General features: G+C 68.8%; 31 protein-coding genes, 2 tRNA genes and 1 pseudogene. 23 read left to right on the top strand and 11 right to left on the bottom strand.

The window, feature by feature from the left end; translation table 11 throughout:
• From G9U51_RS08555 to G9U51_RS18000, 3 genes are all read left to right on the top strand, one after another.
• Entirely contained in the window at window positions 1–687 is a 687-nt protein-coding gene (locus G9U51_RS08555) for a hypothetical protein (protein ID WP_166195988.1), read from the top strand.
• 150 nt (window positions 688–837) lie between these two features.
• On the top strand, window positions 838–1,620 hold the full coding sequence (locus G9U51_RS08550; protein WP_166195986.1) for an MgtC/SapB family protein: 783 nt from the start codon (window positions 838–840) through the stop codon (window positions 1,618–1,620).
• Window positions 1,617–2,099: a helix-turn-helix transcriptional regulator gene (locus G9U51_RS18000; RefSeq protein ID WP_166195984.1), complete on the top strand. Its 483-nt coding sequence runs from the start codon at window positions 1,617–1,619 to the stop codon at window positions 2,097–2,099. Before G9U51_RS08550 ends, G9U51_RS18000 begins: the two co-directional genes overlap by 4 nt.
• 20 nt (window positions 2,100–2,119) lie before the next feature.
• Here G9U51_RS18000 and G9U51_RS08540 read toward each other — a convergent pair whose 3' ends face one another.
• The 5 genes and pseudogenes from G9U51_RS08540 to G9U51_RS08525 all read right to left on the bottom strand — a co-directional run bounded on the left by G9U51_RS08540 (window position 2,120) and on the right by G9U51_RS08525 (window position 5,107).
• Window positions 2,120–2,479, bottom strand: a complete 360-nt coding sequence (locus G9U51_RS08540; protein WP_166195982.1) for a sulfate permease — start codon at window positions 2,477–2,479, stop codon at window positions 2,120–2,122.
• A 203-nt stretch (window positions 2,480–2,682) separates the two neighbouring features.
• Window positions 2,683–3,447: a ZIP family metal transporter gene (locus tag G9U51_RS08535; protein WP_166195980.1), complete on the bottom strand. Its 765-nt coding sequence runs from the start codon at window positions 3,445–3,447 to the stop codon at window positions 2,683–2,685.
• Window positions 3,448–3,598: 151 nt separating this feature from the next.
• A complete protein-coding gene (locus G9U51_RS17630) occupies window positions 3,599–4,138 on the bottom strand; it encodes a cation diffusion facilitator family transporter (protein WP_328823384.1) in 540 nt (179 codons plus the stop codon).
• A gap of 79 nt (window positions 4,139–4,217) precedes the next feature.
• Window positions 4,218–4,424 (bottom strand): annotated as a pseudogene (locus tag G9U51_RS17625) (cation transporter); the annotation flags it as partial.
• Window positions 4,425–4,696: 272 nt separating this feature from the next.
• Complete coding sequence (locus tag G9U51_RS08525; protein ID WP_407941432.1) at window positions 4,697–5,107, bottom strand: ArsR/SmtB family transcription factor; 411 nt, start codon at window positions 5,105–5,107, stop codon at window positions 4,697–4,699.
• A 155-nt stretch (window positions 5,108–5,262) separates the two neighbouring features.
• Here G9U51_RS08525 and G9U51_RS08520 point away from each other — a divergent pair, with 155 nt between their 5' ends.
• The gene (locus G9U51_RS08520) at window positions 5,263–5,583 is read left to right on the top strand and encodes a TFIIB-type zinc ribbon-containing protein (protein ID WP_328823383.1); all 321 of its coding nucleotides are present in this window, start codon (window positions 5,263–5,265) and stop codon (window positions 5,581–5,583) included.
• 19 nt (window positions 5,584–5,602) lie between these two features.
• On the opposite strand, the gene G9U51_RS08515 is transcribed toward G9U51_RS08520, so the two are convergent.
• The 3 genes from G9U51_RS08515 to G9U51_RS08505 form a co-directional block, all read right to left on the bottom strand.
• Entirely contained in the window at window positions 5,603–6,187 is a 585-nt protein-coding gene (locus G9U51_RS08515; protein WP_207948146.1) for a cation transporter, read from the bottom strand.
• A 230-nt stretch (window positions 6,188–6,417) separates the two neighbouring features.
• Window positions 6,418–6,744 (bottom strand): ArsR/SmtB family transcription factor, encoded by a 327-nt coding sequence (locus G9U51_RS08510; protein ID WP_166195976.1) that lies wholly within the window; start codon window positions 6,742–6,744, stop codon window positions 6,418–6,420.
• 621 nt (window positions 6,745–7,365) lie between these two features.
• Window positions 7,366–8,532 carry a PrsW family intramembrane metalloprotease gene (locus tag G9U51_RS08505; protein WP_166195974.1) on the bottom strand — a complete coding sequence of 389 codons (1,167 nt, stop codon included), beginning with the start codon at window positions 8,530–8,532 and terminating at the stop codon, window positions 7,366–7,368.
• Window positions 8,533–8,588: 56 nt separating this feature from the next.
• Between G9U51_RS08505 and orn the strand changes: the two genes are divergently transcribed.
• Both orn and G9U51_RS08495 read left to right on the top strand, forming a co-directional pair.
• Window positions 8,589–9,206, top strand: coding sequence for an oligoribonuclease (orn, locus tag G9U51_RS08500; protein WP_407941431.1), 618 nt, complete (start codon window positions 8,589–8,591; stop codon window positions 9,204–9,206).
• Window positions 9,207–9,279: 73 nt separating this feature from the next.
• Window positions 9,280–9,355, top strand: a tRNA-His gene (locus G9U51_RS08495).
• 55 nt (window positions 9,356–9,410) lie between these two features.
• Here G9U51_RS08495 and G9U51_RS08490 read toward each other — a convergent pair.
• A complete protein-coding gene (locus G9U51_RS08490) occupies window positions 9,411–11,129 on the bottom strand; it encodes a YhjD/YihY/BrkB family envelope integrity protein (RefSeq protein ID WP_166195972.1) in 1,719 nt (572 codons plus the stop codon).
• A gap of 136 nt (window positions 11,130–11,265) precedes the next feature.
• Between G9U51_RS08490 and G9U51_RS08485 the strand changes: the two genes are divergently transcribed.
• Window positions 11,266–11,338: transfer RNA gene (locus G9U51_RS08485), tRNA-Lys, on the top strand.
• Here the strand turns inward: G9U51_RS08485 and G9U51_RS17995 are convergent.
• Window positions 11,300–11,869 carry a helix-turn-helix domain-containing protein gene (locus G9U51_RS17995; RefSeq protein ID WP_166196186.1) on the bottom strand — a complete coding sequence of 190 codons (570 nt, stop codon included), beginning with the start codon at window positions 11,867–11,869 and terminating at the stop codon, window positions 11,300–11,302. The genes G9U51_RS08485 and G9U51_RS17995 overlap by 39 nt on opposite strands.
• Between G9U51_RS17995 and G9U51_RS17990 the strand changes: the two genes are divergently transcribed.
• From G9U51_RS17990 to G9U51_RS08465, 3 genes are read left to right on the top strand one after another with little or no spacing between them, the layout of a single operon-like run.
• Window positions 11,860–12,180: a helix-turn-helix domain-containing protein gene (locus tag G9U51_RS17990; protein WP_407941430.1), complete on the top strand. Its 321-nt coding sequence runs from the start codon at window positions 11,860–11,862 to the stop codon at window positions 12,178–12,180. The genes G9U51_RS17995 and G9U51_RS17990 overlap by 10 nt on opposite strands.
• On the top strand, window positions 12,177–13,007 hold the full coding sequence (locus G9U51_RS08470) for a hypothetical protein (RefSeq protein WP_166195968.1): 831 nt from the start codon (window positions 12,177–12,179) through the stop codon (window positions 13,005–13,007). Before G9U51_RS17990 ends, G9U51_RS08470 begins: the two co-directional genes overlap by 4 nt.
• Window positions 13,004–13,291, top strand: a complete 288-nt coding sequence (locus G9U51_RS08465) for a hypothetical protein (RefSeq protein WP_166195966.1) — start codon at window positions 13,004–13,006, stop codon at window positions 13,289–13,291. Before G9U51_RS08470 ends, G9U51_RS08465 begins: the two co-directional genes overlap by 4 nt.
• Window positions 13,292–13,401: 110 nt before the next feature.
• Here G9U51_RS08465 and G9U51_RS08460 read toward each other — a convergent pair whose 3' ends face one another.
• Window positions 13,402–13,611 carry a hypothetical protein gene (locus tag G9U51_RS08460; protein ID WP_166195964.1) on the bottom strand — a complete coding sequence of 70 codons (210 nt, stop codon included), beginning with the start codon at window positions 13,609–13,611 and terminating at the stop codon, window positions 13,402–13,404.
• 235 nt (window positions 13,612–13,846) lie between these two features.
• On the opposite strand from G9U51_RS08460, the gene G9U51_RS08455 reads away from it, so the two are divergent.
• The 13 genes from G9U51_RS08455 to G9U51_RS08395 all read left to right on the top strand — a co-directional run bounded on the left by G9U51_RS08455 (window position 13,847) and on the right by G9U51_RS08395 (window position 21,363).
• Window positions 13,847–14,221, top strand: coding sequence for a hypothetical protein (locus G9U51_RS08455; protein WP_166195962.1), 375 nt, complete (start codon window positions 13,847–13,849; stop codon window positions 14,219–14,221).
• Window positions 14,222–14,285: 64 nt separating this feature from the next.
• The gene (locus G9U51_RS08450) at window positions 14,286–14,714 is read left to right on the top strand and encodes a hypothetical protein (RefSeq protein ID WP_166195960.1); all 429 of its coding nucleotides are present in this window, start codon (window positions 14,286–14,288) and stop codon (window positions 14,712–14,714) included.
• A complete protein-coding gene (locus tag G9U51_RS08445; protein WP_166195958.1) occupies window positions 14,711–14,854 on the top strand; it encodes a hypothetical protein in 144 nt (47 codons plus the stop codon). The genes G9U51_RS08450 and G9U51_RS08445 overlap by 4 nt, the downstream gene beginning before the upstream one ends.
• On the top strand, window positions 14,851–15,912 hold the full coding sequence (locus G9U51_RS08440; RefSeq protein WP_166195956.1) for a ParB/RepB/Spo0J family partition protein: 1,062 nt from the start codon (window positions 14,851–14,853) through the stop codon (window positions 15,910–15,912). The genes G9U51_RS08445 and G9U51_RS08440 overlap by 4 nt, the downstream gene beginning before the upstream one ends.
• Window positions 15,913–16,048: 136 nt before the next feature.
• Window positions 16,049–16,330, top strand: coding sequence for a hypothetical protein (locus G9U51_RS08435; protein WP_166195954.1), 282 nt, complete (start codon window positions 16,049–16,051; stop codon window positions 16,328–16,330).
• A gap of 209 nt (window positions 16,331–16,539) precedes the next feature.
• Complete coding sequence (locus tag G9U51_RS08430) at window positions 16,540–16,830, top strand: hypothetical protein (RefSeq protein WP_166195952.1); 291 nt, start codon at window positions 16,540–16,542, stop codon at window positions 16,828–16,830.
• A complete protein-coding gene (locus G9U51_RS08425; protein WP_166195950.1) occupies window positions 16,823–17,020 on the top strand; it encodes a hypothetical protein in 198 nt (65 codons plus the stop codon). The genes G9U51_RS08430 and G9U51_RS08425 overlap by 8 nt, the downstream gene beginning before the upstream one ends.
• Window positions 17,017–17,850 carry a hypothetical protein gene (locus G9U51_RS08420; protein WP_166195948.1) on the top strand — a complete coding sequence of 278 codons (834 nt, stop codon included), beginning with the start codon at window positions 17,017–17,019 and terminating at the stop codon, window positions 17,848–17,850. The genes G9U51_RS08425 and G9U51_RS08420 overlap by 4 nt, the downstream gene beginning before the upstream one ends.
• A gap of 25 nt (window positions 17,851–17,875) precedes the next feature.
• Window positions 17,876–19,354, top strand: a complete 1,479-nt coding sequence (locus G9U51_RS08415) for a ParB/RepB/Spo0J family partition protein (protein WP_166195946.1) — start codon at window positions 17,876–17,878, stop codon at window positions 19,352–19,354.
• Window positions 19,351–19,554 (top strand): hypothetical protein, encoded by a 204-nt coding sequence (locus tag G9U51_RS08410; RefSeq protein WP_166195944.1) that lies wholly within the window; start codon window positions 19,351–19,353, stop codon window positions 19,552–19,554. Before G9U51_RS08415 ends, G9U51_RS08410 begins: the two co-directional genes overlap by 4 nt.
• Complete coding sequence (locus G9U51_RS08405; protein ID WP_166195942.1) at window positions 19,551–19,817, top strand: hypothetical protein; 267 nt, start codon at window positions 19,551–19,553, stop codon at window positions 19,815–19,817. Before G9U51_RS08410 ends, G9U51_RS08405 begins: the two co-directional genes overlap by 4 nt.
• A 112-nt stretch (window positions 19,818–19,929) precedes the next feature.
• Complete coding sequence (locus G9U51_RS08400) at window positions 19,930–20,142, top strand: hypothetical protein (protein WP_166195940.1); 213 nt, start codon at window positions 19,930–19,932, stop codon at window positions 20,140–20,142.
• Between the two features lie 48 nt (window positions 20,143–20,190).
• Window positions 20,191–21,363, top strand: coding sequence for an HNH endonuclease (locus G9U51_RS08395; protein WP_166195938.1), 1,173 nt, complete (start codon window positions 20,191–20,193; stop codon window positions 21,361–21,363).
• The last annotated feature ends 1 nt before the right edge of the window (window position 21,364 follow it).

Here is a 21,364-nt window from a genome sequence, read left to right as displayed (position 1 = left end):
ATGCACGCATTCCGCCCTTTCACCTACTGGCGCCGTCGTACCCGGCACCACACGGCCGCGCCTCCGCCGGTGCCACCGTCGCTGACCGCGACACCGAGCTTCGATACCTCCGCGGCGTACCTGCTGGGCGGTCGAGTCCCCCCGCGCTCGTTCGACACGCCCCCCGCAGGTATTGCTGGCCGCCGTGACCCGGACCATCGCGCCAGCTACCGCGTACTGCTGGTGGCAGCGCGGCTGCGCCGCGGTGACGACCCCGCCCGCGTCGCCGCCAGCACCGGTGTGCCCCTGGCCCTGGTCGAACTGATCGCCGACGAACTCGCCACCCGGGCCGGCGACGACAGCACCCGGAAACCGAGCGCGCACCCGCGACCACAGCGCCGCCGACGCCGGCGAAAGACCTTCATTGCCGCGGTGATCGCTCTCGAAGCCGTCGCGATCGGCAACATCGTCGCCACTATCACGGCGGCGCTCCACCACGTTCCGGCGCTCGCGGCACTCACCGGCGTGCTCTCGATTCTGCTGATCCTGTCCGTGTGGGCACTGGCCCGCAGCATCACGCCGCCCCCGCCCGCAACCGATCCGTACGGGCGCGGCGGCTCGGCCAACCTCGACGGGCTTGATCAAGCACGGGGCCGCAACGAGAGGCCGAACCCCGACCCTCCGCGCGATGACGCGGGATCGCCGTAGCCAACCGAGCCACCCCGAGAGAAGGACAAGCACCAGCATGACCGCACGCCTGAGCGCCAGAATCGCGACACAACCACACACACCTGGAAGCGTCGTGCGGCGACGTCCCATGCGTGTATCGCGACTGCTGCCAGCGGTGAGCGACCCGCGATGAGCGGCAGCCTCGACACCTTCAGCACGCCCGGCGTGGCCGGCCAGATCGGCTACTTCGCTGCGCGTGCGGCCCTGGCACTAGTGCTGGGCGCGTGTATCGGTGCCGAAAGGCAGTGGCGCCAGCGCGGCGCCGGGCTGCGGACGAACGCACTCGTCGCGCTCGGTGCGGCGCTGTTCGAGCTATTCGCGGTGCTCCTCGCAGGCGAGCAAGGGGCTGATCCCACCCGCATCGCCGCCTACATCGTCTCCGGCGTCGGGTTCCTCGGCGGCGGCGTGATCCTGCGCCAAGGCATGAACGTCACCGGCATCAACACCGCCGCCACCATCTGGTGCTCCGCCGCTGTGGGAACCCTCTCCGGCGCCGGATACCCCCTGGAGGCGACCATCGGGGCGGCCCTGATCATGATCGTGCATCTGGCGCTGCGACCGGTCGCCCGCCATATCGACCGCTTGCCGATCACCGACGACATCGAGACCGTCTACCGATTCCGCGCGGTCTGCCGCGCCGAGCACGAAGCCCACATCCGAGCCCTCGTCGTCCAAGCCCTCACCCACGGCGAGTTCCATCTCCGCGCAGTACACAGCAACGACCTCGACCTCGGCAGCGACCTCGTCGCCGTCGAAGCCGAAATCAGCCGACAAGGACGCGACGACATCGCTCTCGAAGCCGCCGTCAGCCGCCTCAGCCTCGAACCCAGCGTCAACTCGGTGAACTGGACCGTCGTCCACGACGAAGCCCTTCCACTGGCCAGCACGACACAGGGCACCGACGAGTCATGAGCCCGAAGCCGCCAGCTGACGGCACGCCGGAAAACGCGCTGCCTCGCCAGCCCGGCGCTGGCGGCTCAGGGGACCGCCGGCCCGACGACGTGATCTCGGAGTGCCCGGACATCATCGAACGCACAGCGGTCCCGCGCGGAGTCACACGGGGCCATGCCGTCGTCGTGCTTCGGCTGTTGTCATCGCGATTGGCCGAGCCGTGGACCTTGGACTCGCTGGCTGAGGCAGTGCATTTGTCGCGTTCACAAGTCGTGCGGGTACTCGAAGCCACGGTTGGCCTGAGCCCGATGGCCTGTCTCCGCCAGCTACGGGTGCAGCACATGGCCCGGCTGCTCGCGTCAACAGACCTCCCGGTAGCTGCCGTCGCCCGGGCCGTGGGGTGGGACGCGAAATACGCCAGCCGGGCCTTCCGTGCCGTCTACGGAATGTCACCTACGGAGTTCCGCCGGCAACGCCCGCCGCTGCTTCGCGACGGCTGACATTCCGTTGCAGGCAGCGCTCAGGCGTTTGTCGCGGTGACCCCCGCTCGGCGTTCGTACTCGCGAACGATCGCCCGTTCTTGATGGCGGACGCGCAGCAGCCGGACAACCGACACCGGGACCAGCACAGCGAACTTGATGATGTTCCAGAACGCGATCAGCACGATGAGGTTGATCCAGCCGGGCGCTCCGTCGTGGAGCAGCGCGACCGCCCCGACCATGACAGCGCCGTAGACGACCACACCGAACGCGCCGACGAGCGCGCCCCACTTGATGCCGGAACGAGTATGTACGCGGCGGATGACGATGTTGCTAAGCGCGTAAGACTGGAACGCACCGTGGAGGCGGGAGCTGAGCGACCAACTTGCGGCGAACAACATGACGGGCGTTCTCCTTCTCTAGGACGTCAGGGACTGTGCCGTGGCAGTTCCTAGAGAGTTAGCTGCCTCGATCGGAGCCGAGGCCCGGCGCTACGCGCGAGATATCACACTGCCAACCCCAACTATAGAACTCGGCGCGCCGAACGTGAAGTCAGCTGCGCTTACCAACGCCCTGCCATCGGCAAGGAGGCGTGGCACCGCAGTCACCCGCCCAGTTCGGCAAGGATGTAGAGCCCGAGGAAGCCGGCGAAGAACATCGCCCCGAGCAGTGCGGTTTCGCTCTGTTCGTGAGCTTCGACGAGCAGTTCTTCCACGACCAGATACAGCAGCGCGGCGGCGCCGAAGGCCAAGACGGCGGCGAGCACGGTCTTGGAGGCGTCGCCGAGCAGTAGTGCTGAGCCGATGGCGCCGACGGCGGTGGCCAGGCCGAGCGCCGCACAGATGACCGCCGCGCGCGTTCGCGCAACGCCGGCTTCGAGCAGTTCGATGCACACCGACACTGCCAGGAACAGAATTTCCAGGGTCAGGGCGACGGTGAGGATCAGCCCTTGTCGTGAGCCGAGGGTGGCGCCCAGCCCGACCAGCGTGCCGTCGATGAGCAGGTCGATACCGACAGCGACGAGCATCCCCAGCGGCAGCGCCGAGGTCCCGGCGGCGCCGAGGTGTGCCGACGACGCCGCCGTGCCGGAAGTAGCTGCGGCCTCGCGTCGGCGGGACCAGGCTCCCAGGGCGAGCAGCAGCGCTACACCTGTGGCAAAGCCGACGACGACCGCGCCGAGGCGACCTTCGGAACGAAGGTCGGGTAGCACCTCACCGGCGACCGCGGCGAGGACCACCCCGGCGGCGAAGTGCTGGACCGCGCTGGTCAGCCGCGGCCCGGGCTTTCGCCAGGCGGCAAGCGCCGCGCCTGCGATCCCGGCGCCGACCGGAAAGCTGACCAGACCTGCCGCTGTGGCGACCGCGCTCACCGGCTGACCCGCCCCGGGCCGCGCAAGGTTCCACCGCCAACGCTCACAGGCATCCGCTCCTTCGCGACGAGCACTACCGTCGCGACTGCTGCGCAGCGGAAGACCCGCCGCACGCGCGCAGATGTCGGCGCAGATGTCGAATGAGGCCGCATCAGTGCATGCCGGTTTCGTGGCGAGCGTGCCCGGCGGGTTCGAGCTGGAACGTCGAGTGCTCGACGTCGAAGTGGCCGCCCAGGCAGGCTTGCAGTCGGTCGAGGACCTGGGGAGCGAACCCGTTCTGGAAGCACAGCTCATCGACGACGACGTGGGCGGAGACCGCGGACAGGTTGGAGGTAACCGTCCAGACGTGCAGATCGTGCACCGCCACGACCTCGGGCAAGTCGAGCAGGTGTCCGCGAACCTCGTCGAGGTCGACCTCCCGGGGCGCGGCTTCGAGCAGGACGCGGCCGGAGTCTCGCAGCAATCCCCACGCCGCGTGCAGCATCAGCGCTACCACTACCAGCGAGGCGATGGCATCTGCGCGGGTGTAGCCGGTGACCAGGATGACGATCCCGGCGACCGCGGTCCCGATGAACGCATACAGGTCGGTCAGCACGTGAGCGAAGGCGCCGGCCACGTTGAGTGACGAACGGTTGGCCCGCGCGAGCGCCCAGGTCGCGGCGATGTTGACGACCACCCCGACCAGCGCCACCACCAGCACCGGACCCCCCGCTGACTGGCGGAGGATCAATCAGCCGGCGGATCGCCTCGAACCCGATCAATCCGCTGATCACCAACAAGGTGATGCCGTTGCCGGCCGCAGACAGGATTTCGGCGCGCTTCCACCCGAAGGTCCAACTCCCCGCCGCCGGACGGGCCGCCAGCCGCATCGCCCACAGCGCCGCCGCCAGCGCGGCGACGTCGGAGAGCATGTGTCCAGCATCGGAGAGCAGCACCAGCGACCCGGAGAGCACCGCCACGACCACCTCAGTGAGCATGAAGCCGGCGAGCAGCAGCAACGCCATCCACAGGTAGCGGCGGTCGGCGTCCGCGCTCACCCCGTGCTGATGCCCAGCGTGACCCTCGCCGCGTTGGCCCTCCTGCCCCTCGCTGTCATGCGGGTGGTCGGCGTGGTCATCGGCGGCGGCACCGGTGTTGACCGGCTGTCGGTGGTCGGCCGCCGCGATCGGTTGCTGTCGTGCTCGGCCGCCGACCTCGTGCCCCGGCGTAGGGGGGTGGGTGCCGGGGCGGTCCGATTCGAATGCCGGGCTCACGAGGTCGTCCGCTCCGGTCGACCCGGCTCGGGCGCAGTAGTGAGCGTGCTGGTGTGCTGGGTGTGGGTCAGGCCAAGGTCGAGCAGCATCCGCACGTGGCCGTCGTCGAGGCGGTAGTAGGCCATCCGGCCGCGCCGCTGGACCGAGACCACTCGCGCCGCGCGCAGCAGCCGCAGCGCGTGACTGACCGAGGACTCGCTCAGCCCGCTCGTCGCCGCCAGGTCGCACACGCACAGCTCGCCGGCCTCCAACAAGCTAGTCAGCAGCCGCAGCCGCCCCGGCTCACCCAGCAACACGAACACCCGCGCCAAGTCCTCCACGTCCGCCGGCGACGGCATCACCGCCCGCACGGCCGCGACCCGTTCCTGGTCGACCACGCGCTCCCCGCAGGTATCAAGCGCGCTCACCGCGGCTGACTTCTCGGAGCGGCTGGCGTCCCCGGTACCCACCAATAACCTCCACGTATGAACAACTGATCAGACGATGCTAGTGTTGTTGATACGGCCGAGCCCGTCAAGGCAGAGCCGCCCGTCGACGAACCCGACCCCGCGAGGTGATCACCGTGACCCAGCTAGACCGAACGCTGACCTGCCCTAAGTGCACCGGCACGATGCGGGCATACGAACGCAACGGCGTCACCGTCGACCAGTGCGGCGAGTGCCGCGGCATCTATCTCGACCGCGGCGAGCTGGAACGACTCATTGACGCCGAGAACGGCTTCTACACCCAAGGCGGTCCCCAACAGGCGCCGTACGCGCCTCCCTACCCGGCCCGAGAAGGCCACCACGGCGACCGCCGATCCGGACACGACAGTGGCTACGACACCAGCGGCTACGGCAAACGCCGCAAGCGCGGAGGGTTCCTGTCCGACCTGTTCGACTGAACGCTCCCCGGGCGGCCGGTCAACAGCAGTCGTCGCCGCGCCAGGCACTGATGCCTTCCCTGACGGCCCACCCGGCAAGCAGGAGGGCAACGGCCGGATCGAGCCATGACCAGCCCCAAGCGGCCGTCGCGGCAAGACCGATCAACACCGCGCCGGCCTGCGCCGCGCACAACAAGTTCTGCGTGCCCTCGCCGGCGGTCGCACCCGAACCGAGTCGCTGTCCCAGATGCCGCTTCGCGTGACCCAGCAGCGGCATCACGATAAGGCTGGCTGCGGTTACCGCCAGACCGAGGGCAGTAGCGCTCGCGGCGCGACCTGTGATCAGATCGCTGATCGCTTCGACCGCCACGTACGGCGCAAGCAGGAAGAAGGACACCGCAACCGCCCGCTGCGCGCCCCGTTCCGCTCCTTCGGACAACGTGCGGCTCCCGGTGAAGCGCCATATGACGATCACCGACGCCGCAGCCTCGATCACCGACCCGAGCGCCCAACCGACCAGCGCGATCGACCCGCCGTCCAACCCTGCGACCAAGCCGAGTACCCCCTCGGCCGCCATCCAGACCAGCGAAAACCACGACAGCCATCGCGCCCGCCGTGCTGCCACGAACCACCCCGTGTCAGGCACTGGGACGGCTGCACAGCACTGATCGACGCAGCGGTCGGCAGCAGGAGCCTGTGGGTCGACCTCGCCGGGTCCCCCGCTCACCACCAAGTCGAGCAGCGGCAAGCCGGCTTCGAACCGAGGGGCCGCCGCGCTTGCGCAGCAACGGCCCCCTACCTCCGCGTCACTAGCGATCGGTGCCACCGGGCGGCGCGCTGGCTCGCCACCGGACATCAGCAGCAGCCCTCGTCCGCGTCCGGACACGCTTGCGGATCGACGGCCAGCACCACGCCAAGCAGATCAGTCAAGGCATGCGCCAACCGGACGTCGGCCAACTCGTAGCGAACCCGCCGCCCCTCAGGTACCGCAACCACCAGGCCACAGCCCCGCAGGCACGCCAGATGGTTGGACAGTGACTGCCGCGAGACCGACAGCGACTCGGCCAACTCCGCCGGATACCCCGGCGACTCCCGCAACGCAAGCATGATCCGAGCCCGCGTCGAGTCCGACAACGCATGCCCGAATCGGGCCAGCACGTCACCCTGAACCACCACTTCCACCCGGCAAACAATACACTCAACGCTGTACTATCAGAGGACGCGGACTCGCGCATCGGCCGCTCAAGGCAATGACCATCACCCCGCTACGCGACGCCGAGCCGCTGGACGCAGGACGACACCCTGCCGCAGCAAGCACGACCTCACCGTGCTCGCAGCGACCCCGTACCGGACTGCGATCTCTGCCAGCGTCAGTCCGTCGAGGTACAGCTGCCTGGCCTTCGCCGACTCATCACCGTCGAGCCCGAGGCGCAGACGCTCGACCCCCGCGCGAACAAGATGACGGACGACAGTCTCGCGGTGCGCACCGGACCACGCGGCCAACTCGCGGACCGTCGCGCCCGCCTCGTAACGGGTCACCATCTCGGCGCGAACACCGGGACTGATCGAGGTTTGAGGCTTCTCAAGTGCGGCCACATTGCGGCCCCGGCGGTCGGTAATCCGCCGTCCCACACCCTGCTCACGCCACCGCAGAGACCCCTTCTTCCACCGTCGCAGCAGGGATTTCGCGGCGGGGGTGAGGTTTGAGGACTGTCCCGTTGGGTGCGCCACGTCGTCACCGCGGTGGTGGCGGCTTCGGGAGTCGGTGGCCCCACCAACGTGCTGCTCAGCGCCCGGCTAAACTCAGCCGTAGGTGCGTTGCCAGCCGTGGAAGCGGTAGAGCGGGGTGCCGAGGAAGGGTTGCCGCAGCGCCCAGGCCGCGTCGAGCAGTTGGCGTTCGTCCTGCACGTCCCGGGGCGTCACCGGGCCGCGCACCAGCCGGGCCCGGGTCATCGCGAGTTCGGTGGTGACATCCTGGAACAGCCGCATCTGGCGACTGAGCGGCCGGCCCCCATGTGACGAGGCCCATGCCCGGGCGTATCGCCGTTCGGACAGCGTGCTCACCATGTAGACCTCCGCCGGCGTGAGCCACCCGAGCGGGACGTATGCCGACAGTTGCGCTGCGATCTTGCGTCCCTCGGCCCGCCGCAAGGACACCAGCAACACCACGAAACCGACGAAGAGCGGCAGCTGCACCACGACATACAGCAGCAGCCAACCGCGCTCGGAGGCGAGCGCGAGGCTGTTCCAGAGGGCGTGCAACACCACCGCGCAGCACCAGCCGAGCAACGGCGCGAAAATCCGCGCGGCCCACGACCGCCGGGTGGCCGCGATACCCAGCCCGATGCCGGTGCACGCGGTGAACATCGGGTGCGCGAAGGGCGACATCAGCACCCGCACGATGAAGGTGGACAACAGCCCGTTGCGGCCGGACTCGGCATACCCATTGGCCAGATAGAGCACGTCCTCGACGACCGCGAAACCGGCGCCCGCAAGCCCGGCATACACGATCCCGTCCAGGACGCCGTCGATCTCGCGGCGGCGAAAGAGCAGCAGCAGAAGCGGCCCGAGCGCCTTGAGGGTCTCCTCGACCGGCGGCGCGATCGCCATGGCGACCAGCGGATTGTTGTCGCCCGTCGCCCCGATCAAATAGGCGCCGATGTCGTTGAGGAAGGCCGCACCGAGCGTCGCGAAACACGCGCCCCACGCGAACGCGAACAGCAGCATCCCCGGCGGCTCGGGCTCGAACCGGTCGGCCCACAGCAACACCGGCACCACGATGCCGACGACCATCAGTGACAGGCCGATGCCCAGCACCATTGCGGTCAGCCCGGTCTGCGCGCGCACCAGGGCGAGCATCAGCGCCAGGCCGAGCAGGAAGACGACCGCGGCGAGCGACCACACCAGCAACCGGATCGCGAGCGGCCGGCGGCGCAGGCTCGCCGGCAGCGCGAGGTCAGTGCTGGTCATAGCCGGCGACGATAGTGGTTGAGAGACGCTCAGATCGCCGCCATAGGCTGTCGGCTGTGAACGACACGAAGGCCACGAACGACCGCATCATCTGGATCGACTGCGAGATGACCGGGCTCGACCTGCGCCAGGACGCCCTCATCGAGGTCGCCTGCCTGGTGACCGACTTCGACCTCAACCAGCTCGGGGACGGCGTCGACGTGCTCATCAAACCGCCGCAGGAGGCGCTGGAGCAGATGGGCGACTTCGTGCGGGAGATGCACACCTCCTCGGGCCTGCTCACCGAGCTCGAGCAGGGCCTGACGATGGAGCAGGCGCAGGAGCAGGTGCTGGCCTATGTGCGTGAGTTCGCACCGGACGCCGGCCGTTGGCCGCTCGGTGGCAACTCCGTCGCGACCGACCGTGCCTTCCTCGACCGCGATATGCCGCAGCTGGCCGAGCACCTGCATTACCGGCTGATCGACGTCTCCTCGATCAAGGAGCTGTCGCGCCGGTGGTATCCGCGGGCCTATTTCGCCGCGCCGCGCAAGGAAGGCGGTCACCGCGCGCTCGCCGATATCACCGAGTCGATCGCCGAGCTGCGCTATTACCGCGAGGCCGTCTTCGTGCCGCCGCCCGGCCCGGACAGCGCGACCGCGAAGGAGATCGCGGCACGGCATACGGCCGGGGGTTGAGGCGCGGTTACGAGCACTCCTCGCGGACCGGTACGATAGTCCGCGCTGCCTCAGCGAGGCGGCACTTTCCATGGTGGGTGTAGCTCAGCTGGTAGAGCATCGCGTTGTGGTCGCGAGGGTCGCGGGTTCAAGTCCCGTCACTCACCCCAAGCGAAGGCCCGGGATCTTGCGACAAGATCCCGGGCCTTGCTCGTTGCGGACCGCTTATCGACCCCGGTCGGAGTACCACGCGTCGCGGCGCTGCGCGCGTTCGGCTTCAATGTCGGCGCGCAACGGCCGCGGCTCCTCGTCGTAGCTCTTGGCCCGCTTCTTCGGCTTCTTGTCCTGCTTCGGCTTCGGGGGCGCCAGCTCGGCCCGCTTGCGCGCCTCCTGCTGATTCGCGCGGTATGCCGCCCGCCGTTCCTCGCGCGCCGCTCTCACCTCGTCGCGCGAGGGTGAGTCGGCGCCCGAGCCGAACTGGGCGCGCACCGCGTCGACCGACTCCCAGCGCTGCTGGGCGGTGACATAGCCGCGGGATTCCTTCTCCTTGCGCTCCTGCTCCTTGCGACGCTTGTCGGCGGCCGCCTGGCGCTTGCGCTCCTGCGCCTCGAGGCGCTCGCGGATGCGGCGCTGCTCGGACGCCTCGGACAGCGCCGCCTCACGGCGCTGGTTGCGCGCGGCGGCGATCGCCGCCGCCTCGGCTTCACGGTCGAATCCGGTTGTCCGCGAACGCTTTTCGCCGCCCTTGTCAGAGCCGCCGCTCGTGCTCGTGTCGCCGTCGCCGAGCCGGCGGCCGGCCGGGCTGGTCGGCGTGGCTCGCGACCCGTGCTGGGAGGGGCCGAGACCGGCGCCGAGCACCCGCGCACCGGTGTCCTTGCCCGCGCGCGCCTGGGAGCGCGCAGCCGGGTCGGACTCGCTGCCGAGCCGCAGCTCGTAGGCCCGGTCGACGAGTTGATCGTCCTTCTCGATCGTCTTTTCGACCTTCGCGTCCGACTTCAGCGGCAGCAGCACCAGCCGCTCCGCCGGCAGGCCCGACTTCAACTGACGGGTGCGCAGCAGCTCGGCGTCCATCTCCGCACCGAAGAGCAGCGCGATATTGGTGATCCACAGCCACAGCAGCAGGATGATCGCGCCAGCGAACACGCCATACGTCTTCTGGTAGGACGCACCCTTGGTGAGGCCGATGTAGGTGACCAGCGCGAACGAGGCGACCACCCACACCACAAAGCCGATCAGTGCGCCCCAGGTGAGCAGCTGGCGACGGGCCTTGCGCACGTTCGGGGTCGCCCAGTAGAGCATCGAGATGATCGCGACCACGATCAGCACCACGAACGGCCACTTGACGATGTCCCACACCATGACCGCCTGGTCGCCCAGGCCGATGCTCTTGCCGATCTCGCGGGCGATCGAGCCGGACACGACGATGGCGAGCATCGCGATGACGATGAGGATCAGCTCAATGGCGGTGACGGCCAGCAGGGTCGCCTTCAGCGGGACGAACTTGCGACCCTCTTGCGCGGCATAGATCTTGTTGAGCGCCCGGCCCATCGCACCGACATACCCCGACGCCGACCACAGCGCGCCGACCAGACCGATGATCAGCGCGACGACCCCGCCGCCGGTGGTCTGGACGTTGTTGATGACATCGGTGACGAAGGTGAGGTCCTTGGGGTCCTTGCCGACGATCCGGCCGATCGAGGCCACCAGCGAGGTCGTGGTGCTCTTGCCATTGCCGAAGATGTTGAGCAACGACATGACCGCGATCAGCCCGGGGAACATCGACTGGATCGAGTAATAGGTGAGCGCGGCCGCAAGATCGGTGCACCCGTCCTGGGAGAACTTGCTCCGCGCGCGACCGAAGGCGACCTTCCAATCCGGCTTGGCGGTGAGCTCTGGAGGGTCCTCGAACGGTCGCTCCACGGTTTCGTCGTGCAGGATCGTCATGCGCTTGGTCCTTCGCATCGGCAGCAGTCGGGCGTCAGGAGCAACCTAGCGAGTGTGCGGTCCTCACGGGGCGGGTGCCGGTGCACGTCACCGATTTCGTTCCCACCCGGGCCGCCTGCTAATGTTTTCCGTCGTTGCGCCATTAGCTCAATTGGCAGAGCAGCTGACTCTTAATCAGCGGGTTTGGGGTTCGAGTCCCTGATGGCGCACCGCTCGACCGCCTCGCGGAGTTCTTCCGCGAGGCGGTCGCTGTCTACGTAGGCCGGAACAACGCTGTCAGCGATTCCCAAGCTCTTCGCGTCGAATCCCGAGGCTGTCGCGAGGATCCATGCGGTAAAGCTCGCCTTGGCCAGGGTGGCCTCGTCCCGCTGGCCGATTGCCTCGACCAACACGGCGAACGTCACCATGTCGATGTCACGTCCGGTGACTTCGGCGATGGCAGCTCGAATTGCACCGACAGAGGCGACCGACCGCAAGGCGCCGCCGTCACCAGGGCCGCGCGGATCGAGGTTGCCGCTCTCAAGCCAACTCAGCGGCACGCCTGTCGCTAGCGCCCATCCCTTCAGCGTGCGGGGCTCCGGTGTGGTGCGGCCAGCGAGGTAGTTGCTCACCGTGTTGCGGTGAGCTCCGAGGTCCTCTGCGATCTGCGATGCCGACTTACCGGCCACTCGCAGAGACTTGTGAAGGCGGTCGGCGAGGTCGAAGTTGAGGTCCTCGCGCTCAATCGGCGATGTGCTCATGCGCACAGTGTTGCACAACCTTGCCCTATGCGGAAGCAACTTGGTCGGCACTACTTGACAATCTCCTACATGTGCATTTGCATAAGCACATGCACACCGAGCTCACTAGCGCCGAGGCGTGCGAAGCGCTAGGCGTCCACCCCAGCACTCTCAGCCGATGGGTCCAGAACGGCCGCATCATCCCCGCGCGGAAGCTGCCCGGCCTTCGAGGACCATTCCTCTTCCCTCCCTCTGAGATCAAGCGACTCAAGGCAGAACTCGCGCGCGACGCGCGAACAGCTGGGCGCTCGCGGAAGGCGGCCTCGGCATGAGCTGGGTCGTCCGTGCGGCTGAATCAGCCGAGGTCGTGTTCCGGTTCCGCGAACCGAGCCGGTTTACGCCAGCTCCGAAGGCGCCGACAGCCGTAGCAGTCGTTCGAACACAGTGGCCGGCCGACGGGAAAACCCATCACGCTTGGTTCGCGCGTCTGCCGTTCTGGGACGAGTGGATCGTGGTCGAGGGCGAGTTTGCTCCTAGCGCCGCAATCGGTGACCGGTTCCGCTGGGCTGACCTGGCCGGGATGGCGTACGACATCGAGATCTACGAGGGCCCGTCGGCGTCAGTCGCGGACGAACAGGACGCTCAGAATGGGTCCGTCATCGTCGATGACGACGTGGTGGCTGATCGGGGTCCATCCGCCGGCGAGGACGTGACCGCCGGCTCCGGTGTCATCGACGGGGTCGATGAACATAGTGGCGGCGTTGGCGGCGGAGGCGGTCTCGATGCCGTCGCTGAGAAGGACGCTGGGCTCGGGCCAGCAGCCGGTGAGAGCGCTAGGAATGCGCCAGCTGAGCAATCGCATGTGAGCCATGGCGCGCCCTCCTCGAATCCGGTGCCAGAAACCTACCCGGAGCCCACCAACGAAGGCGCCATCGTTCGCGACCAGTTCGGTCGCTCCTTCCTCCTGGTTGACGGGGGTTGGGTTGACCTGCCGACCGGATGGCAACTCGGCGCCTCCGTCGCGGAACTCCGCGAGGCGGGCGGCACCACGTGGGAGTGGATCGTCGCCAACGGTGGACACCTCATCCTCACCGAGCCAGGCCGCACCTACTGCCCGACGTGCGGCACCGAACGCTCGCAGAGGAAGGCCTCCGCATGAGCACAGCGAAGCGGGAGTTCGTCCCGGGCGTCGGCTACGTCGACGTCAAGCCGCGGAAGGTGGTGTGGCGCTCGCGGCAGCGTAAGGCGGGGTCGCGCGGCAATGTGCCGTTCGAGCGGGTGGACGCGATGCGACTGTCCCGCAAGCGGATTCGGCGCCTGGGTGACCGCCCGGTGCTGGTGCCGCGGGCTCTACGGCCCGGCGAGGTCGAGGTCGTGCCCGCGCGTGACCTGCTGAAGCGCCCCCAGCAGCAACGGGTCGCGCTCGTCAGGAGCGTCCGATGAGAGACCGACTTACTCTCCTGCCCGAGGACGTGACCGTCCTTGACGTGGCGTGCTGTGAATACTGCGGACCGGCCACCCCCGGCGAGCAGGCTGCGGCTCCCCTGGGAGATCTAGTCGTTGGCGACGGGGTGGGCCTCGACCATGCCGCGGACGACCTCAGCCAAGCCGCTGATGTCGGCGATAACCAGCTTCAGCGCAGCGCTCGCGGTGAGCGGGTCGGCCGGGTCAGTCATCTTCTGCAGGTGGCTCTCGATCATGTCGAGCGTGGCAAGTGCAGCATCACGGTCGAATTTGGTCGGAGGCTGTGATGAGTCGTTCATCGAATCGCCCTCTCGGTTCCGGCACTCGTCGTGCATCGACGGGTGCGTACGGGTCGGAGGCGCGGGCCTGCGTCCCCGACATGTCCCGGATCCTTGCAGGGTTCACCGGCGGGTGGCGTAAACCTGCCCCGGTGAAGGCGCCGGCCCTGGCCACAGGCCCGCAGCCGGTGCAGCGCGCGGGCGGGGTTGAGCCGTCCCCCCTGGGCTCCCCCGCCCGCGCGTCCGGAGGTGACTGGTGACTACGCACCCGCTGTCCCCGCTGTCCCCGTTTGGTGACGTGTTCACGCTCGAGGCCACAGCGGACTACCTGACCCAGTTATACGCGCTCGAGTACGCCGCCCGCTCGCGCATCACCCGAATCCACCGCGCTTGCCGCACCGTGCCGCCTCAGGATGTCGCCGCAGCTTTGCGCGCGAGCGAGAGGCTCGCGGTTGAGCGGGAGGCGTTCCGGGCCCGGTTTTTCCCGCGGGCCACGCGTGTGGTGGTGGGTGGCGATCGGGTGCTTGTCGACGGGCGCCTGGTGTTCCGCGACACGGGTGACCGTGTCGTCATGTCCGGTTCGCCCGCGGCGGCGCCGGCCAACGTGATCCCGTTTCCGACCCGCACATAAGCAGCGGCCGGGTCCCTGTCGTTTCGCGGCGCCAGGACCCGGCCACCTAACAAGGGAGAGTGTAATGCCAACCCCGTATTCCGTCGTCACTCTGGCGCGGCCGGCCGCGGTCGACCGCGATCCGGGTGGCAGCCTGTCCGACCGGGACGTGCTCGGCCGGTATGTCGTGCCGCTGGCGATGGCCGACCGGTTGATACCGACCCGTGTGCTGCAGCTCGCGCGTGGCCACGCCACGGTGCGGCACGCGATGGCCGCCCGCGTGGGCCACGGTGTGATCCGGGTGACCTCGGGCACGACCCCGGTCGCGTACGCCCTGGTCGTCGACCTGCAGATGCAGGCGAGGCGCACACCGTGCCCGCGCTGCGGTGACCCGTGGTCCTCGCTCGAGGGTTTGCGTGAGCACGCAGGCGCGGTCGAGGTGGTCTTGTTCGTCTGCCACCAGTGCGCGTTCCGGTCGGTGCAGCCGGCGTTCTCGTTCGAGGCGGTCGCGTGATGTCCCCGGGTGGTGCACCGAACGGGCTGACGTTCGTCGTCGCGACCCTGGCTGCGCTGGCGTTTGGTGCGGGCGTGTATGCCGTGCGCTGGCTCGTCGACGTGGTCCGCGAGTTCGGCGCGGGCGGTGAACAACGGTGACGTTCACATCGCATCTGCTGACCGCGCAGCAGCGTTACGAGGTGGCGGTGTGGTTGGCGCGGCTGGAGTCCCCGCAGCGCACAGCTGAGCTGGTCGAGGGCGTGAAGGTGTCGCAGGTCGAGGAGATCGCGCACGCGATCGGGTTCCCGACGAACGAGCAGCGGATGAACCTGGCGGTCCAGCAGTTCCAGAGCAAGCCTGGCGTCACTCGTATTGACCCGGAGCAGCTGGAGGCCGGCCAGAGGCTGGCGAGCTCGTCGGCGTCACCGTCGGGGCCGCGATCGGTGGGCTCGGAGCGTCGCCTCGTCGACGTGGCCGATCTGCATCCTGACCCGTCGAACCCGCGCACCGACGCCGGCGACGGGGTCGAGGACCTGGCCGCCTCGATCGCGGACGTGGGACTGCTGCAGGACATCGTCGCCCGTCAAGACGGTGACCGCCTGGTCGTCGTGGCCGGCCACCGCCGCCTCGCCGCGGTGAAGCACCTCGGCTGGGACCAGGTGTGGACGGTGATCCGGCCGGAGATGACCCGCGGCCAGGTCCTCGCCGCGATGATCAGCGAAAACAGCCAGCGCCGCGACCTTGACCCCATCGAGCAAGCGCACGCGCTGGCTGCGCTGCGCGTCGCGATGGGCGGCCAGGAAGTCACGCACGCGATGGTCGCCAAGCGGGTCGGCCGTAACCAGGTGTGGGTGTCCGACCGGCTGTCGCTGCTCGAGCTGCCCCGGGAGGAGCAGCGCAAGCTCCGCGCCGGCGAGATGGGCCTGCGGGAGGCGATCGGTCTGTCCCGCATCGAATCCGGGCGCGCCCGCGGGCACGTACCGACCCGCGTACCCCACCTCGGGGCCTCACACCCGCTGTCACCGCTCGCCCGCAACCGCTGCCAGCGGATGGGCCACCCCAAGGGTGTCCGTCTCGCGTCGGTCGCGTGCGGTGAGTGCTGGGAGGCGGTGATCCGCGCCAGCGAACGCCAGGACGCGATCGCCGACTCCTACGAGCACGGCGAGTGCGCGATCTGCCGGCAGACGATGCCCGAAGCGAAAGTGAGCGCGTTATGAGCTGGGTCCGAATGCTGTTGTGTCGCCTGGATCTTCATGCCTGGCGGGTCGAGGAACGCTGGCAGGGCAACGCGCGGTGGCGGGTGCTGGTGTGCACCCGACCCGGGTGTGACGGCCAGGAATGGAGGCCGCTGCCGTGAACGCGTACGAGACCACGCACACCGTGACCGAGGCGCAGCTGCTCGAGGTATTCGACTCGGGCATGGCCACTGGTATCTGCAACTTCCTCGTCCTGTCTGCGGGTATCCCACCGTCGGTCGCCGCGGGCATGGCAACGAACTTCGCCCAGCACATCAAGGCCATCCAGATGCGAGACCCGGCGGTGCGCGAAGAGACCCTGCGGGCGCTGCGGGATCTCCTAGCGGGCACCGGTGACCCTGTCCGCTTCCTACGGCTGGGAGGCGACGGTCATGACTGACGGCCGCGGTTACCGGTCGAAGGTGCCGTCCTGGTCGGAGCTAGAGCTGCGAGGCCTCGAGCGGGTCGCCCGCCCGGACTTGGTCCGCGTCGGATCAGAGGCCCGCCGCGACGTGTTCGACCGGTGGGCCGACGGCGAGTTCGACATCGCCCCTAACGCCTATGAGCGCGCTTCGCGCATCAACGACCCCGGAAGGTGGACAGGCGCAAATGACTGACCACGAACGCGCACGGATAGCCCGATCGGTGCATATCAATCGCGCCGGCGTGTTTGTCGACGGCCGCACCTTCCCATGGCTCTGCGTACGGAAGGTCACGGTCGACGACAGTCGCAGCGCCGACCGGATCGTCTGGCTAGGGCTGATCGTCGACGGGCCCGTGGTCGTCGACGCGGACGCACCCGAGCACACCAGCACGGATCGTCCAAACAGCGGGGGATGCCCTTGGTGCCGGAACGAGGTGATTGCCGGTGAGCACGACCCACATTTGCCCGGTGCGTGACTGCGGTGCTCGGATCCCGGTGTTCCTGGCCATGTGCAAGGTGCACTGGCGGGCGCTGCGCCAGGCCGATCGTGACGAGGTGTGGGCGTCCTATTACGCGAACGGCCCTGGCTCGCCCGCGCACATGGCGGTGATCGTTGCTGTCGCCCGCCGGGCGTATGAGCGCAGCCACGGTGGTGAGGCCCGGTGAGCACCGTGGTGGACATCAGGGACCTGCATCAGGCTCTCACCGCGGTGTTGCCGCACGCGTCGTCGGTGGACGTGTCGGATCTTGCGCGGGTGCGTCTGGTCGTTGACCGCGTGAACATGGCTGTCCTCGCTACGGACGCTCACAGCTCAGGGCTGGCGATCGTTTCGGTGGTGGGCGGCTCGGATGACTCCGGGCTGGCGATCGACCTGTCCGTGGAATCGGTGAAGAAGCTCCTCGCGGTGCACCGGCCGGTCAAGGTGACCGGGAAGGACGTTGAGCCGGACCAGCAGCTCGAGCTCGCCGTCGCCTCGACGCGTGAGGGGCAGGTGCTCTCGACGAGGGACATTTCGGGGCTGCTGTCGATCGGTGAAGAGCTCGTCTTGCCGACGTTGGGCACCTCGACATTGTTCCCCGACATCGAGGGCTACCTCGGTGAGGCGGTCCATGGTCATTTCCAGGTCCCACCGGAGTATGACGGGCAACCGCTGATCGCGTCGTTCGCGGTGTTCGACGCCGCGGTGCGCGCCTACAAGCGGCCGATGGCTGTCCGGTTGCTCGGTCAGGGCCGGCACCGGTTCCTCGTGACCGTCGGTGACTCGTTCATCGGCGCCGTGTCGGTGCGGCACCCGCTTGGGTCGTCCTTCGACGACGACCAGGAGGTGCTAGACGCGTGGGGTGCCTGGCTCGAGCGGCTCCCGTCGACGATGCGCCGCACCGACGACGACGAGGACGCCGCCGAGCCCGACGCCGGCGCCGCTGACGGCGACGTGACCTCCGACGCCAGCCCCGCAGACCCCACCAGCACCCGGCACCTGTCGCCGGTGCCGTGACCCGCACACCCTGAAGGAGACCCGCATGAACGCTGCGACCGTGCAGCTGCTCGATATCCCGACCAAGGACATCGCCGAGCACCCCGACAATCCCCGCCAGCACCTGGGCGACCTGTCCGACCTGGCCGCGTCGATCCAGGCTCAGGGCCTGCTCGAGCCGCTGGTCGTCGAGCCCTCCGGCGAAGGGGTGAAGAAGAAGTACCAGCTGGTCGCCGGCCACCGGCGCCTCGCCGCAGCGATCCAGGCCGGCGTGAAGACCCTGCCGGCGATCCTGCACCCCGCCTCTGAACGGGGCGAGCAGGTCGAGCGGATGCTCGTCGAGAACGGGCAACGCGTCGACCTGTCCCCCGTCGAGGAGGGAACGGCATACCAGCTGCTGATCGACCTGGACTACAAGCCGGAGGACATCGCGGCGAAGGTGGGTAGGTCGAAGAAGGCCGTCACCGACCGGATCAAGGTCACCAAGCTCCCGGGCTCCACGCAGGCGCAGATCCTGAACCGTGACCTGACCCTCGAGGACGCGGTCAGGATGGCGTCGTTCGCGAACGACCGCGACGCCATGACCCGCCTCGACCGGGCGGCGCAGGCCGGCCCGATCGCGCTCGCGACCGCTCTGGAGCGGGAGAAGCAAGCCCGCACCGAGCGGGCGAACTTCCAGCGGGCCGAGCGTGCGCTGAAGAAGCGGTGCACGGCCGACGGCGTCCCCTACGTGAAGGTCGACGACGTCGAGCCGGAGTGCTTCGTTGACTCGCTTCTCTCACCAGCTCAGCAACGAGAAATCGGTGGCGACCTCCGGCAGGTCGACGACCAGGACTACTACAACAAGCTGATCGAGTGGCACAAGGACTGCCCCGGGCACGCCCTCACCATCGACGAAGACGAAGCCGTTATCGGTGTCTGCACGTCCCCGTACGACCACCACGGCGACGAGCTCGGTGTCTCCCCCGACGAGGCAGTACCAGCCCCCACCACTGACCCGGAGGAACAGCCCCAGCAGGCCGCAGACGAGAAGGCACTGGCGGAGCTGGAGGCGCGCCTGCGCGCCACCGCGGTGGTGCGCAGACGGTTCCTCGGTGACGTGGCCCGATCGGACGCGGCCGAGCAGATCGCCCGCGAGATGGTCGTGGGCGACTTCGAGCCGATGCTCGCGGCGAAGCACCCGGCCGGTGTACGGCAGCGTCGCGTGTTCGCCCAAATGCTGCTGCCAAACGCGTCGGACAAGACCCTGGACTCCGACGACCTCCCGGACAAGCTCCGTGCCGCGCTGAAGGCGACACCGCTGCCCGCGTTGGTGGTCTTCCGGCGGCTGCGTTTGGACGCCGCGACCGACGACAGCCTGGACAACCCCCGCACCTGGCTCTGGCGTGACGCAGCCAACGAGCACTCGTGGGTCCACCAACTCGTCAGCATCTACAAGTGGGAGCCCACCCCGGAAGAGCAAGCACTCATCGACGGCGGCGACCCGGCCGAGGTCGCCCGCACCCTGTGCGGTGACGCCTCGTGAACATCGGCGAGGCCAACGCTGCTGCCGTCGTGCTGAGCAAGGCCAAGCACCTCCTGGTCTCCGACGACGAGATCCTCGCGGGCGGGCTGCTCGCTCAGAAAGCGAGCCATACCCTGCGGGTGCAGATTCACCCCGACCTGGTCGCGATGGCCGAGCGAGTCCACGCCTCGCGCAAGAACGCGAAGCGGGCACGGTCGTGACGCTCGAGGTGATCGACGTCGCCCGCGGGCTCGTCGCCGGCCGCGGCCGCCCCGTGAACGACCCGGAGTTCATCGCGGCATACCTCGCTGTCGAGCTCGACCGGGACCCGTGGTGCCACCTCACCCCACGACAGCGACAAGCCCGCCTCGCCCGCGAAGCGCTCCACGCCCAGGTGAAGGCAATCATCGCATCCGCTCAGCAACTCGCTGCGTCCTTCGAGCACTTCGGGAAACAGCTACGCCCCTGGGTTGGCCGGCCGTGATCGAGGTCCTCGCCTGGACGGCGCTCGCGATCACCGGGTTCGCGGCCGCCGCCACCGTGGTGCTCGGCGCGATCGCGCTCTGGCGCAACGGTCAAAGTCGGAAGGGGCCACTGTGAGCACGCGCGCCCAACTCGTCGTCGATGCCGCCGACAGGACCGCCGGCATGACGCTCGGCGACATCCAACGGTTCGTCGACCAGGCGTTCCGCAACGGGTTCGACGTCACTGACCAGGTGCGCGCGAAGGTCGGTTTCCGCGCCCAACTGCAGCAACTCACCGCGCGCCCCGGTCCGCTGCGACCCGACCCGGGCGGTGACCCTCCGTGACCCTGCCCGCGCTGCTCACGACCGTGACCATGACCTGGAAGGACATTCGTGCCCTGGCTCCGATTGGGCGACAACGCCGCTACCCACCCGCTGGTGACGGCGCTGGCCGGCGTGCCGGGATCGGACGACCGCACGATCAACGAGGTATTCGGTTTTGTCGTGCGCTGCGCGACCTTGTCCGCGGGGCACATGACCGACTACCGAATCGACCTCGGCACCGCCCAGCTCCTCGCCGGACCGCGCGCATCGAAGCTCCTCAAGCAGGCCGTCGCCGCGGGACTGATGACCTCCACCGGATTGGGGCGCTCGCGCTACTGGCAACTGGTCGAGGACCCCGATCTGTGGCACATGCGCTCCAAGGAGGAGATCGACTGGGAACGTCGCCGCAAGGTCGACAACGGCAACCCCAAGCTGACAGTGCCGGTAAGGCTGCGGGACGGCGACGCGTGCCGCTACTGCCGCCGCATCGTGCAGTGGGGCTCGAACCGGAACGACCGTGGCGGCACGTACGACCATCGGGTGCCCGGCCAGGGAGCCGAGTCACCGGACGACTTGTTCGTCTCGTGCCGTGCCTGCAACGGCCGCCGCGGCGATGACCCGGCCGCCGACACCCGGGTGCCTCGACACCCGGCACCCGTGTCGCCCTTCTACTCACCGGCCACTGTCGAGTGGCTCGCGAGCAAGGGCGTGACCGTCAAGACTTCCGGCCCGCCGACGGGCGAGCTGGAGAAGCGTGCACCTGACCGACGGGCCAGGTCACGCCAGCGCGACCCGTGGGAGACGTCCCCGGACACCGCGCACCCACAAGAGCGACCCGACGATCACCGCACGTCGGATCCCGCTTCCCTCACCCGCGGCGACTCGCCACCGGCACCTGCCGGCGGCCAGGAGCGCGAGCCGGACCCCGGTCCGGGGAACGCGCAACCGTCAGAGCGGCCGGGCACCCCTGGGCCCGGGATCGCTGCCCCAACACAGGGCCATGACCCGCCTCCAGGCGGGCCAGCACCACCCACCTGGGCCCGGGCCGCACCCGAGGACTCCACCGTCGGCCCGAATACGGCCCGAATTGGTGAATCCGAGGACTACGGCCCGGGTCGGGTCGGGACGGGTAGGGACGGGACGGGCGCAGCGCCCGCTCCTGCGGGCGTTCCTGCTCTGAATCGTTCTTCTCCCGCACCCTCTCGCCCTCGCTCACGTCGGGGGCGGCGTGGAAGGAGCTGAC

It is taken from the genome of Metallococcus carri (assembly GCF_011440275.1).
GTDB lineage: Bacteria > Actinomycetota > Actinomycetes > Actinomycetales > Dermatophilaceae > Metallococcus > Metallococcus carri.
The sequence above is the reverse complement of the archived record's forward strand: the minus strand, read 5'-3'. Positions and strand labels throughout refer to the sequence as shown.